This is a genomic window from Xaviernesmea oryzae (assembly GCF_900109605.1).
Lineage (GTDB): Bacteria > Pseudomonadota > Alphaproteobacteria > Rhizobiales > Rhizobiaceae > Xaviernesmea > Xaviernesmea oryzae.
In genome coordinates this window covers 175,616-192,566 of record NZ_FOAM01000004.1, presented here as the reverse complement: position 1 = coordinate 192,566, position 16,951 = coordinate 175,616, and the positions used below count along the sequence as shown (strand labels likewise).

14 protein-coding genes and 1 other RNA gene are annotated in these 16,951 nt (G+C 64.6%); 3 read left to right on the top strand and 12 right to left on the bottom strand.

Going from position 1 to position 16,951, the window contains the following annotated elements; genetic code table 11:
- Positions 1-145 precede the first annotated feature (145 nt).
- The 7 genes from BMX61_RS06350 to rimP form a co-directional block, all read right to left on the bottom strand.
- Positions 146-1,573, bottom strand: a complete 1,428-nt coding sequence (locus tag BMX61_RS06350) for a phosphomannomutase (protein WP_075628648.1) — start codon at positions 1,571-1,573, stop codon at positions 146-148.
- 207 nt (positions 1,574-1,780) lie between these two features.
- Positions 1,781-2,206 carry a YqaA family protein gene (locus BMX61_RS06345; protein ID WP_075628487.1) on the bottom strand — a complete coding sequence of 142 codons (426 nt, stop codon included), beginning with the start codon at positions 2,204-2,206 and terminating at the stop codon, positions 1,781-1,783.
- Positions 2,203-2,517 carry an Rdx family protein gene (locus tag BMX61_RS06340; RefSeq protein WP_075628649.1) on the bottom strand — a complete coding sequence of 105 codons (315 nt, stop codon included), beginning with the start codon at positions 2,515-2,517 and terminating at the stop codon, positions 2,203-2,205. Before BMX61_RS06340 ends, BMX61_RS06345 begins: the two co-directional genes overlap by 4 nt.
- A 162-nt stretch (positions 2,518-2,679) precedes the next feature.
- On the bottom strand, positions 2,680-5,586 hold the full coding sequence (infB, locus tag BMX61_RS06335; protein WP_075628488.1) for a translation initiation factor IF-2: 2,907 nt from the start codon (positions 5,584-5,586) through the stop codon (positions 2,680-2,682).
- A gap of 98 nt (positions 5,587-5,684) precedes the next feature.
- A complete protein-coding gene (locus BMX61_RS06330; RefSeq protein WP_083639509.1) occupies positions 5,685-6,419 on the bottom strand; it encodes an RNA-binding protein in 735 nt (244 codons plus the stop codon).
- Positions 6,420-6,450: 31 nt separating this feature from the next.
- Positions 6,451-8,058: a transcription termination factor NusA gene (gene nusA, locus BMX61_RS06325; RefSeq protein ID WP_075628651.1), complete on the bottom strand. Its 1,608-nt coding sequence runs from the start codon at positions 8,056-8,058 to the stop codon at positions 6,451-6,453.
- A 68-nt stretch (positions 8,059-8,126) separates the two neighbouring features.
- Positions 8,127-8,753, bottom strand: coding sequence for a ribosome maturation factor RimP (gene rimP, locus BMX61_RS06320; RefSeq protein WP_075628489.1), 627 nt, complete (start codon positions 8,751-8,753; stop codon positions 8,127-8,129).
- 426 nt (positions 8,754-9,179) lie between these two features.
- On the opposite strand from rimP, the gene BMX61_RS06315 reads away from it, so the two are divergent.
- Positions 9,180-10,811 (top strand): MFS transporter, encoded by a 1,632-nt coding sequence (locus BMX61_RS06315; RefSeq protein ID WP_075628652.1) that lies wholly within the window; start codon positions 9,180-9,182, stop codon positions 10,809-10,811.
- A 48-nt stretch (positions 10,812-10,859) separates the two neighbouring features.
- On the opposite strand, the gene BMX61_RS06310 is transcribed toward BMX61_RS06315, so the two are convergent.
- Positions 10,860-12,080: a lytic murein transglycosylase gene (locus BMX61_RS06310; RefSeq protein WP_075628490.1), complete on the bottom strand. Its 1,221-nt coding sequence runs from the start codon at positions 12,078-12,080 to the stop codon at positions 10,860-10,862.
- Positions 12,081-12,262: 182 nt separating this feature from the next.
- Positions 12,263-12,868 carry a recombination mediator RecR gene (gene recR / locus BMX61_RS06305; RefSeq protein ID WP_075628491.1) on the bottom strand — a complete coding sequence of 202 codons (606 nt, stop codon included), beginning with the start codon at positions 12,866-12,868 and terminating at the stop codon, positions 12,263-12,265.
- Positions 12,869-13,036: 168 nt separating this feature from the next.
- On the opposite strand from recR, the gene BMX61_RS06300 reads away from it, so the two are divergent.
- Entirely contained in the window at positions 13,037-13,648 is a 612-nt protein-coding gene (locus BMX61_RS06300) for an MOSC domain-containing protein (RefSeq protein ID WP_075628492.1), read from the top strand.
- Between the two features lie 70 nt (positions 13,649-13,718).
- Here the strand turns inward: BMX61_RS06300 and BMX61_RS06295 are convergent, their stop codons facing one another.
- The 3 genes from BMX61_RS06295 to ffs all read right to left on the bottom strand — a co-directional run bounded on the left by BMX61_RS06295 (position 13,719) and on the right by ffs (position 16,421).
- Positions 13,719-14,042, bottom strand: a complete 324-nt coding sequence (locus tag BMX61_RS06295) for a YbaB/EbfC family nucleoid-associated protein (RefSeq protein ID WP_075628493.1) — start codon at positions 14,040-14,042, stop codon at positions 13,719-13,721.
- 202 nt (positions 14,043-14,244) lie between these two features.
- Complete coding sequence (locus tag BMX61_RS06290) at positions 14,245-16,209, bottom strand: DNA polymerase III subunit gamma/tau (RefSeq protein WP_075628494.1); 1,965 nt, start codon at positions 16,207-16,209, stop codon at positions 14,245-14,247.
- 114 nt (positions 16,210-16,323) lie between these two features.
- Positions 16,324-16,421, bottom strand: an RNA gene (ffs, locus tag BMX61_RS06285) — signal recognition particle sRNA small type.
- 121 nt (positions 16,422-16,542) lie between these two features.
- On the opposite strand from ffs, the gene BMX61_RS25005 reads away from it, so the two are divergent.
- Positions 16,543-16,950, top strand: coding sequence for an HIT domain-containing protein (locus tag BMX61_RS25005; protein ID WP_075628495.1), 408 nt, complete (start codon positions 16,543-16,545; stop codon positions 16,948-16,950).
- Position 16,951 lies beyond the last annotated feature (1 nt).

Below are 16,951 nucleotides of genomic sequence, written 5' to 3'. Positions count from 1 at the left end.
CAACAGCAAGATGGCGCCTTCATGAAAGTTTTTAGACAGAGGCGGGCCGAGCGGCCATGGACGCGCGGACACACGCGGCATTGCCACCACCGGGCCGCCGCACCTCCCGCTTCACGCTGGCCTGAACAGCATGTCCGACGTCACCCTAGCTCCTCTTGGCTGCGAAATCCCGGATCAGGCCCAGCCCTTCCGAAAGCAGTGCTTCGGCTTGAGACTCCGTGCGCGCCTCGACATAGCAGCGCATTTCCGGGGCATTGCCCGAGGGGCGAAAATGGATGATGCGCCCATCCTTCAGCCGAACACGCAAGCCATCGATATCGCTGACGCGGCCGATCTCGCCGATGGGCGCGAGGAAGCTTGCCAGCCCCTCCTGCGCACCACGCAGATGCGCCATCAGAGCGCTGCTGGTCTCCAGCGGAAAATTCTCCAGCCGGTCGCTCAGCGCCACTGGAAGCGCATAGGAACGCACCACTGCCGAAAGCGGCATGCGCCGCTCTGCCGCCAGCTGTAGGATCGCCAGCACTGGAAGCATGCTGTCGCGCGTTGGAAGCGCCCTCAAGCGCGTGCCGTCGATGATGAAGTCGCTTGCCGTGAGCGTGCCGCCATTGGCCTCGAAACCGATGACGCCGCCCATTCCCTCCGCCACTGCCTGGGCCATGCCCGCGATCACGAAGGGCGATCCAACAGCCGTCCGGCGAATGCGCAGCAGGCCTTGCTCCTCCAGCCCGGAATTGGAGGTCACAGGCGTCACGGCGACCTGCGCATCAAGATGTTCAGCCGCGACAAGGCCGAGAAGGTCGCCGCGAATAGGCTCGCCTGTTTCATCGGCGACCAGCGGCCGGTCGCCATCGCCATCGGCGGAAACGACCGCATGGAGTTCGAATTCCCGCGTCCAGTCGCGCATGAGAGCGACGGTGCCGGGCGAGACGGCCTCGGTATCGACAGGAATGAAGACATCGGACCGCCCAAGCGGCAAGACCTGTGCGCCATAATAGTCGAGCAGATCGACGAACAGATCGCGCGCGACCGTGCTGTGCTGATAGACGCCGATTTTGAGACCCTTCAGCGCCCCGGCTGGAAGCAAGGCCTTGTTGCGGGCGAGGAAGAGTCGGATGGCTTCGGCCTCGGCCTGCTCATCCGCATCTCCCGCCGTGGCATCCACCCCGCCGGCCTCGCGCAGTGCGGCCGCCTGCGCCTGGATGGCCTGTTCGTCCGCCTTATCGATTTCGCCATCGGGGCGGTAGAATTTGATGCCGTTGCGGTCGGCGGGAATATGCGAGCCTGTGATCATCAGTGCCGCACAGCCGCACTCCAAGCCGTAAAGCGCGAGCGCTGGTGTCGGAATCGTGCCGCAATCGACCACGCGCAGACCGGCACGGCTGAGAGCACCAGCGCAGATCGCCGCGATCTTGGGGCTCGAATCGCGGAAGTCCCGGCCAATGAGGATTGCGTCGCCTGCCTTGATCTTGCCGGCGCCCAGAAGCATCCGGGCAAAAGCTGTGGCGTAAAGTGCGGCCGGCTGGCCTTCGAGATCCTCGACAAGGCCGCGAAGGCCGCTGGTTCCGAATTTCAGGCTCACTAAACGTCTCCCTCGGATGAATGGTCCGGGCAGCCCTGCCACTAGGCCGCTCCCTCCGCCCGTAGACCAGAACTGCCCTGACGGGACCGCCTCAGCGCATCTGCGGGCGCAAGTCGCCGACGGGCAAGACGGCTGACCGATCAGCGGACGGCGCCTTTCAAGCATGACATGGCGGCCGACGCAACCGCTGTGCGAGACGTCTCAGCTTGCGAGCCAGAGAAGCGCGCCATAGCGCGCCGCCTTGCCGAGCGTGACATAGACCAGAAAAGGCAGGAGCGGCATGCGCAGCAGGCCTGCCACCAAGGTCAGGGGATCGCCAACGACTGGCAGCCAGGCGAAGAAGAGCACCGGATGGCCGAAGCGGTGAAACAGGCGCTCGGCCCGCGCCCTGGCGGCCGGCGAGACCGGAAACCAGCGCCTGTCTTCATAGCGCAGGAAGAAGCGCCCAAGAACGAGATTGGCGAGGCTGCCGAGCACATTGCCGAGGGTGGCAGCCATAAACAGGCTGGCTGGCGGTGCGGCTTTCTGGGTGACGGCCGCCAGAAATGCCGCCTCGGAGGCGCCGGGCAGCAATGTGGCGGACAGAAAGGCGGCGATGAACACGCCGCCCAGAACCGCCAGGATCATGCCGTGGTCCGGTCGGTATGGCCGAGGCTGCGGTCGGGATCGATGACATCACGCACTCGCTGCTTCAGCTCCTTCGGACCGGGAAAGCCGCCATCCCGCTTGCGCTCCCAGAGAAGCGCGCCGTCTAGCCGGATCTCGAAGACGCCACCAGTGCCGGGAATGAGCGCGACCTCGCCCAGGCTATCTGGAAAGGTCTGCAAGAGCTCCTGCGCCATCCAGCCAGACCGCAGCAGCCAGTTGCACTGGGTGCAATAGAGAATGCTGAGGCGCGGCTTGCTTGCCGGTTCCGGGCTCGTGGTCGGTTCGCTCATGATGACCTCGCTGATGGCGTTCTCGTCCATGCTCTCCTAGCAGACGCGCCGGCGCGGGCGCAAAGAAAGGTGTCCTGCAGAGTGGGAAAAGCCTGCAAAGAAAAACCCGCCCGGCGCAGGACGCCGAGCGGGTCTTGAACATGGCTGAACCCGTGTCCGGGATTACAGCGTACGGGTGATGTGCTCGACGCGGAAGCATTCGATGACATCGCCTGCACGAATGTCTTCGTAGTTTTCGAAGGCCATGCCGCATTCCTGGCCCATCGGCACTTCCGCCACTTCGTCCTTGAAGCGCTTGAGCGTCTTGAGCTTGCCTTCGTGGATGACGACGTTGTCGCGCAGCAGACGCACGCCGGCGCCGCGTTCGACCTTGCCTTCGACCACGCGGCAACCCGCGACCTTGCCGACCTTGGTGATGTTGAACACCTCCAGGATCTCGGCATTGCCGAGGAAGGTTTCGCGCCGCTCGGGCGAGAGCAGGCCGGACATCGCTGCCTTCACGTCATCCACCAGATCGTAGATGATGTTGTAGTAGCGGATCTCGATGCCCGAACGCTCGGCCGCCGTGCGAGCCTGAGCGTTGGCGCGGACGTTGAAGCCGATGATCGCGGCATTGGACGCCTCGGCCAGCGAGATGTCCGATTCGGTGATGGCGCCGGCGCCCGAATGGACGATCCTTGCCCGCACTTCGTCGGTGCCGAGCTTTTCCAGCGCGCCGGCAATAGCTTCGATCGAGCCCTGCACGTCGCCCTTGATGAGGAGCGGAAACTCCTTCAGCCCAGAGGTCTGAAGCTGGCTCATCATCTGTTCGAGCGAGCCGCGCGAACCCGACTGGCGGGCAACCGCCTTGTCGCGGGCCAAACGCTGGCGGTATTCGGAGATCTCGCGCGCGCGGGCCTCGTTTTCCACCACGGCGAAGCGATCGCCTGCCGCCGGCGTGCCGGAGAGGCCGAGAACCTCGACCGGCATGGACGGCGTGGCTTCCTTGACGTGGTCGCCCTTGTCGTTGACCAGCGCACGAACACGGCCCCACTGATCTCCGGCGACGATGATCTGGCCGGGCTTCAGCGTGCCCTTCTGAACGAGAACGGTGGCAACCGCGCCGCGGCCCCGATCGAGCTGGGCTTCGATGACCACACCCTCGGCCGTGCGCTCCGCATTGGCGCGCAAGTCGAGAATTTCCGCCTGAAGTAGAATGGCTTCGAGCAGTTTGTCCAGGTTGGTCTTGTTCTTGGCCGAAACCTCGACGTCGAGCACTTCGCCGCCCATGGTTTCCACGAAGACTTCGTGCTGCAGCAGCTGGTTGCGTACCCGCTGCGGATCGGCGGCAGGCTTGTCGACCTTGTTGATCGCCACGATGATCGGCACGCCGGCTGCCTTGGCGTGGTTGATGGACTCGATCGTCTGCGGCATCACGCTGTCATCGGCGGCCACCACCAGAACGGCGATGTCGGTTGCCTGCGCGCCACGGGCACGCATCGCGGTGAAGGCGGCGTGACCGGGCGTGTCGATGAAGGTGATCTTGTGGCCGTTTTGCTCCACCTGATAGGCACCGATATGCTGGGTGATCCCGCCCGCTTCGCCGGCGACCACATTGGCCTGGCGAATGGCGTCGAGCAGCGACGTCTTACCGTGGTCGACGTGACCCATGATGGTGACGATCGGCGGACGCGGCAGCTGCTCGCCGGAATCCGCCATGTCGAAGATGCCTTCTTCGACGTCGGATTCCGAAACGCGCTTGACCGTGTGGCCGAATTCGGTGGCGATCAGCTCGGCCAGATCGGCGTCGATGACGTCGCCCGGCTTCATCATCTGGCCTTCCTTCATCAGGTACTTGATGACGTCGACGGCGCGTTCGGACATGCGCTGCGACAGTTCCTGAATCGTGATGGTTTCCGGCAGAATGACCTCGCGGGCCACCTTCTCGCGCGTTTCCTGCATCTGGCTGCGGCGGAACTTCTCCTGCCGGCGGCGGATGGAGGCGAGCGAGCGGCTCTTGCCGCCTTCGTCATTGAGAGCTGCCGTCAGAGTGAGCTTACCCTTGCGGCGTTCCTCTTCGGTCTTCGGCCGCGGGGGAACCTTGGCCGGCTCGGGCCGTGTGACCTTGCCGCGGATCGGCGCGCCACCGCGGGGCTTGCTGCCTTCCTCGTCTTCATCCGCCTTGCGGCCACGAAGGCCGGCCGGGGCTGCCGCAGGTGCAGCAGCCGGTGCGGCGGCTGCCGGGCGTCCGGCCTGCGGGCGGGCGGTCCGATCGTCGGTGCGGCGCTGGGCCGGACGGGCTGCCGCTTCGGCAGCCTGCGCAGCGGCGGCAGCCTCAGCCTTGGCGGCTTCCTCTGCGGCCAGGCGCGCGGCTTCGCGTTCTGCCGGCGCACGGGCAGCTTCTTCTGCGGCACGACGGGCAGCCTCTTCGGCCTCGCGCTGCTGACGCTCTGCCTCTTCCACGCGGCGACGCTCTTCATCGATGGCGCGGCGGCGTGCATCCTCGGCGTCGCGTGCCTGGGCTTCGGCCAGAGCACGGCGGCGAGCGTCGATCTCGTCGGGCGAAAGCTGGTTCAGAACGACGCCGGTGCGGCGGTTCGGATCCGGGCGGCCCGAGTCGTGGCGCGGTGAGTCATAGCGGGAGTCGCGGCCACCTTGGCCCTGAGGACGACCGCCCTGGCCCTGCGGGCGCGCCGACTGGCCTTGCGGGCGTGCACCCTGTCCCTGCGGACGAGGGGGCTGGCCCTGCGGGCGCTGCGGCTGTGCCAGCTGGCTCGGCGGTGCGGGGCGCGCGGGCGCCGGTGCAGCACTGGCAACGGGCGCTGCGCTGACCGCAGGTGCTTCCGCGGCAGGCGCTGCCGGAGCCGGTGCGGCAGGGCGAACTTCCGCCTGCGGACGGGGAGGCGAGGCGATCGGGGTGACCGGCTTCTCGTCTTCCGGACGCATAGGCCGGCGCTTACGTGTTTCGACCACGACGGCCTTGGTGCGGCCGCGGCCCATATCCTGGCGCACGGTGCCCTGGCTCACGCCCGAAGGGCGAAGCGTCAGCGTCTTCTTGCCGAGCGTCTTGTCGTCGTTATTATCGGTCATTCCGTTCCGTTTCCCTCAGGGCCGGACCGGTTAGACCTGACCCCGTTTTTCGATTTTCGTCGTGCGTGCGCGAAGCGTTCGTGTGCTGGCCTTGCGCATCATGGTGTCAATTGGCGAGAAGTGCCCATCGCTACAGTGTCCCGGTACATGTCGAGCATTGTTGCGCGCTTCACTACACCCTCACCCGCCTGCCCCGCAAGCGCTGCGGCATGGATAAAAGAATTACTTCCAAACAACGTGTCCCCTTCTTCCGCCGTGAAGAAGCGGAACGCAGGAACCTCGCTGCCATTGTCGGTGACGAAGCTCATAGCCTTGCGGGCCTGGCTGATTTTTCGCACGCCGTCCGCTGCGGCGTCGGTGGCATGGAACACGGCAAGCGCGGCTTGTCCGCGCACGGCCTGCTCCACCTTGGATGCGCCGGTGGTGAATTGCCCGGCCTTGCGCGCCAGGTTGATCATGCCGGCAAGGTCTGCGGCCAAGAGCCGGTCGACCGTTTCGCCGAGATCGGCATCGGCCTTGACCTGCGCCTTCAGACCACGGGCAAACAGCTTGCGCTTGACGGCCTGGTCGATCATCGAGCGGCGTGCGGTAACCCAGCAGCCCCGCCCGGGAAGCCGGCGCTTTATATCCGGCACCACGCTGCCGTCAGGGGCGGCAACGAAGCGGATCAGATCGTCAGCCGGCAGGCTCTGGCGGGTGACGATACACAGCCGTCCATTGCCCTCGGTCTTGCCATCCACCGGATAGTCGGCATCGACGGGATCGAGGAGCGCCGCGCCATGAGGCGTGCCGGCGGCCGGCACGTCGTCTTCAGGCAGGATGGGGTCAGGCATCAGCGGAACCAGCCGATGAGGGATCGGCCTCTCAGGCCTCTTCCTCGTCGCCTTCCGTTATTTGGAGTTCTTCCTGCTCTCGTGCAAGGTCTTCCTCTGAAATCCATCCGGCGGCAAGCCGTGCCTGCAGGATCATGTTCTCGGCCTCGGCGCGCGAGATCTCGAGCTTGGAGAACAGACCGTCGAAGCGCTTGGTCTCGCCATTCTTACGTTCGGACCAGCCGACGAGATCGTCGGCCGCGCAACCGGCGAAGTCTTCAATGGTCTTGATCCCGTCTTCGCCGAGCGCAACGAGCATCTGGCCGGTCATGCCGTCGATCTGGCGCAGCTCGTCGGCAACGCCGAGTTCCTTGCGCTTGGCATCCATTTCGGCTTCCAGGCGCTCCAGGAATTCGCGGGCGCGCGTCTGCAGCTCATTGGCCGTGTCCTCGTCGAAGCCATCGATCGAGGCGATTTCGTCCAGATCGACATAGGCCAGTTCTTCCACCTGGGCGAAGCCCTCGGAAGCAAGCACCTGGCCGACCATTTCGTCGACGTCGAGCGCGTTCATGAACAGCTGCGTGCGCTCGTTGAATTCCTTCTGGCGGCGCTCGGACTCTTCCTGCTCCGTCATGATGTCGATGTCCCAGCCCGTCAGCTGCGAGGCGAGACGCACGTTCTGGCCACGGCGGCCGATGGCGAGCGACAGCTGCTCATCCGGCACGACCACTTCGATACGCTCGGCATCCTCGTCCAGCACCACCTTGGCCACTTCGGCAGGCTGCAGCGCGTTGACGATGAAGGAGGCGGGCTCCGGCGACCAGGGAATGATGTCGATCTTCTCGCCCTGCAGCTCGCCGACGACGGCCTGGACGCGGCTGCCGCGCATACCGACGCAGGCGCCGACCGGATCGATGGAGCTGTCATTGGAGATGACGGCGATCTTGGCGCGCGAACCGGGATCGCGGGCGACCGACTTGATCTGGATGATGCCGTCGTAGATTTCGGGCACTTCCATGGTGAAGAGCTTGACCATGAACTGCGGATGGGTGCGCGACAGGAAGATCTGCGGCCCGCGCTGCTCGCGGCGCACATCATAGACATAGGCGCGCACGCGGTCGCCATAGCGCATGTTCTCGCGCGGGATCATCTCGTCGCGGCGGATGATGCCTTCGCCACGGCCGAGATCGACGATGACATTGCCATATTCGACACGCTTGACCGTGCCGTTGACGATTTCGCCCAAACGGTCCTTGAATTCGTCGAACTGCCGGTCGCGCTCGGCCTCGCGCACCTTCTGGACGATGACCTGCTTGGCCGACTGCGCGGCGATGCGGCCGAAATCCATCGGCGGCAACGGATCGGCGATGAAGTCGCCGAGCGCCGCATCGGGGTTGCGGTCGCGTGCCAGCGCCAGCGGGATCTGGGTCGAATAGTCCTCGGCATGGTCGACGACTTCGAGCAGACGCTGGAGGCGGATTTCGCCGGTCTTGGAGTTGATGTCGGCGCGAATGTTGCTTTCCGAGCCATAGCGCGAGCGCGCGGCTTTCTGGATCGCATCGGCCATGGCCGCAAGCACGATCTCGCGGTCGATCACCTTTTCGCGCGCAACAGCGTCCGCGATCTGCAGAAGCTCAAGCCGGTTAGCACTGACTGCCATTGTCTGGGTCTCCATGCGGCGCTTCCTCAGCGGGAAGCCAGGTCTGTCTTCGAAAGGCGGCGTCGACCTCAGTCGAGCGGGCCGTCCTCATTCTCGTCTTCGAAATTCTCATTGGCGGCCTCGCGGGCGGCCTTGGCCTTCTTGTCGGCGGCGAGCGCATCGCGGATCAGGTCATCCGTCAGGATCAGCTTGCCCTCGGCCAGCGCCGAATAGGGAATGATGATCCGGGCGTCCTCGCCGGGAGCGGGCTGGTCGCGGTCGAGCGTGAAACCATCCTCGTCGGTGGAGACGATGGTGCCGCGAAAGCGCTTGCGACCGCCGACCAGAACCGAGGTCTCGCATTTCAGCACATGACCGGTCCAGCGCACGAAATCGGACTTGCGCACCATCGGCCGGTCCATGCCGGGCGAGGAGACTTCCAGATGATACGCCTTATCGATCGGATCATCCACATCCAGAACGGGCGAAATCGCCATGGAGACGGCTTCGCAGTCCTCGACCGTCATCGAGCCATCCTCGCGCTCGGCCATGATCTGCAGCGTCGTGCCGTTCAGCGCCAGAAGCCGCACGCGCACCAGACGGTAGCCCATGGGCACGAGCACCGGCTCGATGATGTCGGCCACACGGCGCTCGATGCCGGTCTCGGTAATCAGCCGGGGTTCGGATGCGCCAGCGGCCGCTTCGGATGGGGTCATGTCGGACAAAGCTTTCAGCCTCCCGCTTTGCCGGTAATAAAAAAGAGCGGGTCCTCGCGGGCCCACTCTTCATCTACCGATCAAGAATTTGGGGCTCGTATACGCCGCAATTGCCGGAATTGCAAGCCTTGCAGCCGGCTCGGTGCCGGACCCATGGGTTGAAGCCCTGTGCATGGCAGACATTCCGCTCCGCGAAATTTGCGACAGAGGCCAAAAGCCATGGATCGCCTTCTCCGGTCAAACGCTTGCCGCATTTGGCGTGAGGTCTAGTTTCCGACCTTGGTCTGCCACGGCGTGCCGCATTCTTTCCGGGGTGTAGCCACGCTTTACGTTTGGCCTGACGCAGGTCGTCATGGCAAAGCCGCAGCAGGTTTTGCGATGACGACCTGCTGCATCGTGCCGTCGCATCAGAAAGGCGCTCTCTCCGTGCCGAAATCCACGTCTCCCCTCGCGCCGCTCAAGCATGACACCTTCCGGCTGATCTGGTTTGCCAGCATCATCTCGAATTTCGGCGGGTTGGTTCAGTCGGTCGGCGCCGCCTGGATGATGACGTCGATTTCCAACTCCTCCGATATGGTGGCGCTCGTCCAAGCCTCGACGTCAGCACCGATCATGCTGTTTTCGCTGGTCTCAGGCGCGCTTGCCGACAGTTTCGACCGGCGCCGGTTGATGATGGTGGCACAGATCTTCATGCTGATCGTCTCCGTGCTGCTGACGATTTGCACCTATCTCGGCTTCGTGACGCCCTGGCTGCTGCTGACCTTCACCTTCCTGATCGGCTGCGGCACCGCGCTCAACAATCCCGCCTGGCAGGCTTCGGTCGGGGACATGGTACCGCGCGAGCACCTTCCCAGTGCGGTGGCGCTGAACTCCGTGGGCTTCAACATGACCCGCAGCATCGGGCCTGCGATCGGCGGGGCGATCGTCGCCGCCGCCGGTGCCGCCGCTGCCTTCGCGGTCAACAGCCTGTCCTATTTCGCACTGCTGTTTGCGCTTCACCGATGGAAGCGGCCGCCTGTGGACGCCGTCTTGCCGCGCGAATCGCTCGGCCGGGCGATCGGCGCCGGTTTGCGCTATGTCGCCATGTCGCCGAATATCCTGAAGGTGCTGCTGCGCGGCTTCGTCTTCGGCCTGGCGGCGAGCGCGGTGCTGGCGCTTCTGCCGCTGGTGGCGCGCGATCTGGTGGCCGGCGGACCGCTGACCTACGGCCTCTTGCTCGGTGCCTTCGGGCTTGGCGCCATCGGCGGCGCATTGATCAGCGCGCGTCTGCGCGAGCGTCTGACGGGCGAAAATATCGTCCGTCTCGCCTTTCTCGGCTTTGCCGTCAGCTCGGCGCTGACGGGCTGGAGCGGCACGACGCTGATCACCTGTCTGGCGCTGCTGGGCGCCGGCGCCGGCTGGGTGCTGGCGCTCTCGCTGTTTAACACGACGGTGCAGCTATCGACGCCGCGTTGGGTCGTCGCCCGCGCGCTCTCGCTCTATCAGACCACCACCTTTGGCGGGATCGCTGCCGGCAGCTGGTTCTGGGGCGTGGCGGCCGAACAATATGGGGCCGACATGGCGCTTTATGCCTCGGCCGCGCTGATGCTCGTCGGAGCGTTTCTCGGCCTTTTCTTCGCCCTGCCGGAATTCGAGGCGTTGAACCTCGATCCGCTGAACAGTTTCACCGAGCCCATGCTGAAGCTGGATCTCACTCCGCGCTCCGGGCCGATCGTCGTCTTGATCGACTATGAGATCGACGAGGCTGACGTGCCGGCGTTCCTCGCCATCATGGGCGAGCGTCGCCGCGTGCGCATCCGCGATGGCGCGGGCCAATGGGCCCTGATGCGGGATCTGGAAAATCCGCGCGTCTGGACGGAAACCTATCATGTGCCGACCTGGGTGGATTATGTCCGTCACAACCAGCGCCGCACGCAAGACGACAAAAGCATCCACGAGCAGCTCCACGCGCTCCATCGCGGCGAGGGGACGCCGCGCGTCCATCGCATGATCGAGCGTCAGACCATCCTGCCCCATCCTTATGAGCAGTTCAGACGGCAGATGGATATTCCGCATTGAGCGCCCTGCCGGCGCGCCCTGCATGAACAGCCAGGATGAAGGGGCGGATCAAATCCGCCCCTTCATCGCAGGATCGGGAAAGCAGGTAGGCTTCAGACCGGATTTCTGCTGCCATTCGCCAATCGAGCGGCGGGTCTTGTAGCCGGCGAGGCCGTCAGCCTTGCCGATGTCATAACCCTTGGCCTCCAGACGCTTCTGAATGGTCAGCACATCCGAGCGCAGCATGTGCCCGACATCGCCGAAGGGCGCGCGGAAGGCGCTGCCGCCACTGCCGATGCGGTCGGCGAGATTGCCGATGAACAGGGCGTAGAGATCGGAATTGTTGTATTCCTTGAGGACGTAGAAATTGGGCGTCACCAGGAAGGCAGGACCAGAGCGCCCGGCAGGTACCAAGATCATCGCCTCGCGCTTGGCTTCGTTGGCGGCAAAGTCCTTGCCTGAGGCGCGCGCAACACCGTCGCTTATCCACTGAGACGTCGGCCTCGCTCTGTCTGGCCCTTCCAGCGCGCAGGAAACCGTCTGCGGCAGGCGCACTTCCGTGCCCCAGTCGCGTCCGCGCTGCCAGCCTTTCTTGGAAAGATAGTTGGCGATGGAAGCCAGCACATCGGGCACGGAATTCCAGATGTCGCGCCGTCCGTCGCCGTCGAAATCCACCGCATATTGCAGGAAGCTCGTCGGCAGGAATTGCGGCTGCCCCATGGCGCCGGCCCAGGAGCCGCGCATGTCGGCCTCCTTGATATCGCCGCTGTCGAGAATATGCAGCGCAGCCACCAGCTCCTTGCGAAAAAGCTCCGGCCTGCGTGACAGGAAGGCCTTGGTCGCCAGCACCTCGATGATCGGATGCGGGATCTTCGCCCGGCCATAACCGGTCTCGCGGCCCCAGATGGCGAGCACGATCGGGCCGGGAACGCCATAGGTCTTCTCGATCCGGCGGAGCGTCGCGGCATGGACGGAGGCGAGCGTACGGCCGGCAGCGGCCAGATCTGCAAGCCGCTTTTCCGAGAAATAGGCGCCGGGCGACGCGAACTCGGCCTGGTCCTGCTTCTCGTCTTTCGGTGGCTGGCCAGGCAAAACCAAGTCCGGCAGGTCCCAGTTGAGCTTTATTCCGGCAAAGGCGGCATCGAAATGCGCGCGCGAAATCCCGCCTGCCTTGGCTTGCGGCCAGAAATCGCTGACGAGCCATTGGCGAAACTGCGCTTCGGTTTCCGCCTTGGAGGCAGCCAGTGCCGGCAGTGGCAGGAGGGCGAGGAAGAGGACTGCTAGGCGCATCTGGATCCGACAAGAAGCCCGTCCGCGTTTCTCCACCGCCATGCTCGGCCCTGTGCCGAGCATCTGCCGGGGCTGAAAGATGGCGCCTGCCCTTGTCGGATGTACGGCAGCAGATCCTCGCGGCGAGTCCGATGATGACGATGGCTGGACACAGTACTTCAGGATGCGGAACAGGGTCGAGATCAAAATGCCGTCCTTGCCTTGAGCGCCGCCGTCAGCGTGCCCTCATCGAGATAATCGAGTTCGCCGCCGACGGGCACGCCATGGGCAAGGCGGGTGATTTTGACCTCCAGCCCATCGAGCCGGTCGGTGATGTAATGGGCCGTGGTCTGCCCCTCCACCGTTGCGTTGACGGCGATGATCAGTTCGCGCACCGCGCCTTCGGCCACGCGGTCGACCAGCGAGGCGATGTTGAGATCGTCAGGGCCAATGCCATCGAGCGGGGAGAGCACGCCGCCGAGCACATGATAGGCCGTGTTCATGGCCCCCGTGCGCTCCAGTGCCCAGAGATCCGAGACGTCTTCGACCACGATGATGACGGAGCGGTCGCGTTGCACGTCGGTGCACACACTGCAGGGATCGACCGTGTCGATATTGCCGCAGCAGGAGCAGATGCGCACCTTGCGATGTGCCTCGCCCATCGCATCGGCGAGCGGGCCGAGCAACTGGTCTTTCTTCTTGACCAGATGCAGGGCGGCACGCCGCGCCGAGCGGGGGCCAAGCCCCGGCACCTTGGCCAGGAGCTGAATCAGCTTTTCGATTTCGGGTCCGGTGACTCGTTTTGCCATGGCGGGTTTCTATCTCAATCGGACGGCGGAGGTAAGGCCGAAGCATCTCTGCGGAGGCGCACTATTCCGCCTGATGCCTTGTCAGGGAACCTTCCGCAGACTGGAACGTGATCTGTGATCGCAACGATATCAGGCTGTGCGCGTTGGCCATCGGAAAGCAGGACCCTTATGAAGATCGTCGCCGTTTGCATCGGCTCTCCCGAACGCCTTCCGGGCCGCCGCACGAAAACCGGCATCTTCAAGCATGCCACGCGCGCCGGCGTGATGGTGGACGAAAATGGTCTCGTCGGCGATGCCGTCTGCAATGGTGATCATCATGGCGGGCTGGAGCAGGCGGTATACGGCCTCGGCACCGTCGATCTCGACGGCTGGAGTGCCGAGCTCGGGCGCCCGCTGACACCAGGCACGCTGGGGGAAAATCTGGTGATCGATGGCGCGGACAGCCGCACGGTTTCGGTTGGCGACCGCTTCGAGACGGCGGATGTTTTGCTCGAGGTCACATCCACGCGCACGCCCTGCGCGACGCTGTCGATCCGCATGGAGGACCGGCTCTTCGCCAAGCGATTCCTGAAGGTCGCGCGCCCCGGCTTCTATTGCCGGGTGCTGAAGGGCGGCGTGCTGACGGCAGGCGACGCGGTGTCCCACATCCGCTTCGCCGGCGCGGTGATCACCATGCCGGAACTGCTGGTCTTCCAGCCGAAGCGGCTGACGGCCGAGGATCGGACCCGCTATCTCGCAAGCCCGATCCACGCAAAACTACGCGCCAGCCTGGTAGAATGACTTTGATACCCATCTGCAGTGATCTTGAGGATCACATGTCAAAATCAGACCACGCGTGAGCTGAATCCGATCAGAAAGGCAGCTTCATGCCGGGGGGAATCGGCAGACCTGCCGTCAGCTCCCGTGTCTTTTCCGCCGTCACGGCCTCGGCCTTGTCCTTGGCATCCTTATGGGCAGCGACGATCAGATCCTCGAGGATCTCGACATCGTCCTCCTTGAAGAGCGAGGGGTCGATCTTCAACCCCTTGAGATTGCCTTTGCCATCCAGGCGCAGGGAAACGAGACCGCCGCCGGAGGTGCCGTCGACTTCGAGCGCGGCGATCTCCTCCTGCATCTTCTCCATCTTGGCCTGCATTTCCTTGACCTTGCCCATCATGCCCATGATGTCGCGCATATCAGCTCCTCGTTCTCATGATCCTGTTTGTCTTGTCGGCTGTCTTGTGTCACCCCGCCGGCCTTTGCCTATGGAGGGATTTGCTCTCTGCATCCACGCTGTTTTCGATCCTTCGCCGGCTATCTGCAGTGGGGATCAAGCGAAATGTGGACGGGCATCCCCATCCTAAGGAATGTGAGCCATCGTGACGGTCGCGTTCCGCCTAGAACTCATCCTCCGGCAGAACGTCGTCGCCGGGCAGAATGTCGCCTTCCGCCGATTCGGCGGTCGCGGGTGCTGCCGGCATCTCGTCGTTGGCCTCCGGATCGGGCGTGCGGATGCGCACATCGGCAATCCGGGCGCCGGGAAAGCGGGCGAGAATGGCGGCGACATCGGGATCGGCGCGCGCATCGGTCAGCAATTGCTCCTGCGCGTCCGTTTCCTGTTCGACAAGGGTCTTTTCGCCCGGCTCGCGGCTCAAAATGACCATCCAGCGCCGGCCGGTCCATTCCTCCAGCCGCCGCTGGAGATCGGCCACTAAGGTCTTGGGCGCGTCTTCCGGCAGGTTCATTTCGATCCGGCCGGGCTCGATGCGAACTACCCGCACGAACTTGCGCACATTGGTCTTGAGCACGATGTCGCGATGCTTGGCGCACAGCTCGGCTAGATCAGCCGCATTGCGCACGGCCACGCCGTTGCCGGCCTGGTCGTCCCGCGCGGCGGGTCTCGCAGACGGTGCAGGGGCAGGCCGCGTTTCGACCTGGCCAAGGCTGTGCGGTTCCGCCTCCCGCGCGGCGGGAACTGCGCGCAGCAACGGTACTCCTACCCTAAGGGATGCTTGCGGTCCTCCAAGCACGGCCTGCGGCGCGGGGGGGTGGTGCGCTCCTGAGCCGAGATTGCTGCTGACCGCCTGTGTCATCATCCGCTCGCCGCCGGTGCCCGGGCCGCCGCCGTGGGATCCGGCAGGCGCGCCGCCACCAGAGCTGGAAAGGTCCATCAGCCGGCGCGCGGCCTCTTCCGGCGCGGGCAGATGGGCGGCATGGGCAAGCCGGATCAGCACCATCTCGGCGGCCCCTGCAGGGCGGGAGGATGCCTCCGTCTCGGCAATGCCCTTGAGAAGCATCTGCCAGAGTCGCGACAGGGTGGACACGGCAATGGCGCCGGAAAATTCAGCGCCACGCTGGCGCTCGGCCTCGCTCAAGGAGGGGTCTTCAGCCGCCGAAGGCACGAATTTCAGCTTGGTGACGAGATGGGTGAAGTCGGCGAGATCCGTCAGGACCACGGATGGACTGGCGCCGGCCTCATATTGCCGGGCAAATTCGTCCAGCGCGGCGGACACATCGCCTCTGGCAATATGTTCGAACAGATCGACGATGCGGGCGCGGTCGGCCAGGCCAAGCATGGTGCGAACCGCTGCAGTTTCCACCGCGCCGGCGCCATGGGCGATTGCCTGGTCGAGCAGCGACAGGCCGTCGCGCGCCGACCCTTCGGCTGCACGCGCAATCATCGCCAAGGCCTCCGGCTCGGCCGGCACGCCTTCCTTGCCCAGAATGGTGGTGAACAGGCCGACGAGATCGCTGGCAGCGATCCGGCGCAGGTCGAAGCGCTGACAGCGCGACAGGACCGTGATCGGCACCTTGCGGATTTCGGTGGTGGCGAAGATGAACTTTACATGCTCCGGCGGCTCTTCCAGCGTCTTCAACAGGCCGTTGAAGGCCTGGGTGGAGAGCATGTGCACTTCGTCGATGATATAGACCTTGTAGCGCGCCGAGACCGGGCGGTAGCGGACCTGCTCGATGATCTCCCTGATGTCGTCGATGCCGGTATGGGAGGCGGCGTCCATCTCGATCACGTCGACATGGCGGCCTTCCATGATCGCCTGGCAATGTTCGCCGGGAATCGAGAGATCGATGCTCGGCCGGTCATTGGTCTCGGTCTTGTAATTCAGCGCACGCGCCAAGATGCGGGCCGTTGTCGTTTTCCCCACGCCGCGCACGCCGGTCAGCATATAGGCTTGGGCGATGCGGCCGGTGTTGAAAGCATTGGTGAGGGTTCGCACCATGGGCTCCTGGCCGACCATCAGGTCGGAGAAGTCCTTGGGCCGATATTTGCGCGCAAGCACGCGATAGGCGGCGGGCTTGTCGCCTGCGGTCGAAACGTCCGGAATCCGTGTCGTGGTGTCGCTCATCGTCCCTGCCGCGTCGATGCCCCTTCCGCGCACGCTTGGCGCGGGTTGAGGCGGCTTTATCGCCAGTCCGGCCGCCTGATGGCAAGCGGGCGCGGCGGGCGGGGCCGGAAAAGGGTGGGAGGCTGGCACGATGACCCGTGCCGGGGCTCGTTAGGGCTGCTTCCTTCCGGACCTGACCCGGTTGGCGAGTGGCTCGTCCACCACCAACCTCCCGGCTCTGCATATCGTCAATATCGCTAGCAAATGCAAGCCAAGCCTTCAAAAAACTGCTATCGAACGCGAGGAAGGTTCGCCTTCACGAGGCATGCCTTCCGTGAACCGAAGGAGAAGGGCTTGACGCAATTTGAAATCGATGCGCGCCTCGCGCGCGACAGCCGGCATCTGGTCGATCTGGACCTGTGCGAACTGCGCCTGATGGAGGATAGCCGCTGGCCCTGGCTTCTCCTGGTGCCGCGCCGGGACGGTATAGAGGAGGTCTACGAACTTCTGCCCGAGGATCAGGCGCTGCTGTTTGCCGAGACCGTGCGCATTGCCGAAGTGCTGAACGACGTCACCGGTGCCGACAAGATCAATATCGGCGCGCTTGGCAATCACGTCCGCCAGCTGCATGTCCATGTCATCGCCCGGCTGGAAACCGATGCCGCCTGGCCGAACCCGGTCTGGGGCGTCGGCGCGGCCGAGCCTTGGGACGAGGCCGAACGCGACCGTTTCGTCTTCCGCCTGATGGAGCGCCTGTCGTGAC

Coding starts and splice junctions, on each gene's coding strand:
- BMX61_RS06345 (WP_075628487.1), bottom strand. CDS start 2,206: ATGATCCTGGCGGTTCTGGGCGGCGTGTTCATCGCCGCCTTTCTGTCC.
- BMX61_RS06340 (WP_075628649.1), bottom strand. CDS start 2,517: ATGAGCGAACCGACCACGAGCCCGGAACCGGCAAGCAAGCCGCGCCTC.
- infB (WP_075628488.1), bottom strand. CDS start 5,586: ATGACCGATAATAACGACGACAAGACGCTCGGCAAGAAGACGCTGACG.
- BMX61_RS06330 (WP_083639509.1), bottom strand. CDS start 6,419: ATGCCTGACCCCATCCTGCCTGAAGACGACGTGCCGGCCGCCGGCACG.
- nusA (WP_075628651.1), bottom strand. CDS start 8,058: ATGGCAGTCAGTGCTAACCGGCTTGAGCTTCTGCAGATCGCGGACGCT.
- rimP (WP_075628489.1), bottom strand. CDS start 8,753: ATGACCCCATCCGAAGCGGCCGCTGGCGCATCCGAACCCCGGCTGATT.
- BMX61_RS06310 (WP_075628490.1), bottom strand. CDS start 12,080: ATGCGCCTAGCAGTCCTCTTCCTCGCCCTCCTGCCACTGCCGGCACTG.
- recR (WP_075628491.1), bottom strand. CDS start 12,868: ATGGCAAAACGAGTCACCGGACCCGAAATCGAAAAGCTGATTCAGCTC.
- BMX61_RS06300 (WP_075628492.1), top strand. CDS start 13,037: ATGAAGATCGTCGCCGTTTGCATCGGCTCTCCCGAACGCCTTCCGGGC.
- BMX61_RS06295 (WP_075628493.1), bottom strand. CDS start 14,042: ATGCGCGACATCATGGGCATGATGGGCAAGGTCAAGGAAATGCAGGCC.
- BMX61_RS06290 (WP_075628494.1), bottom strand. CDS start 16,209: ATGAGCGACACCACGACACGGATTCCGGACGTTTCGACCGCAGGCGAC.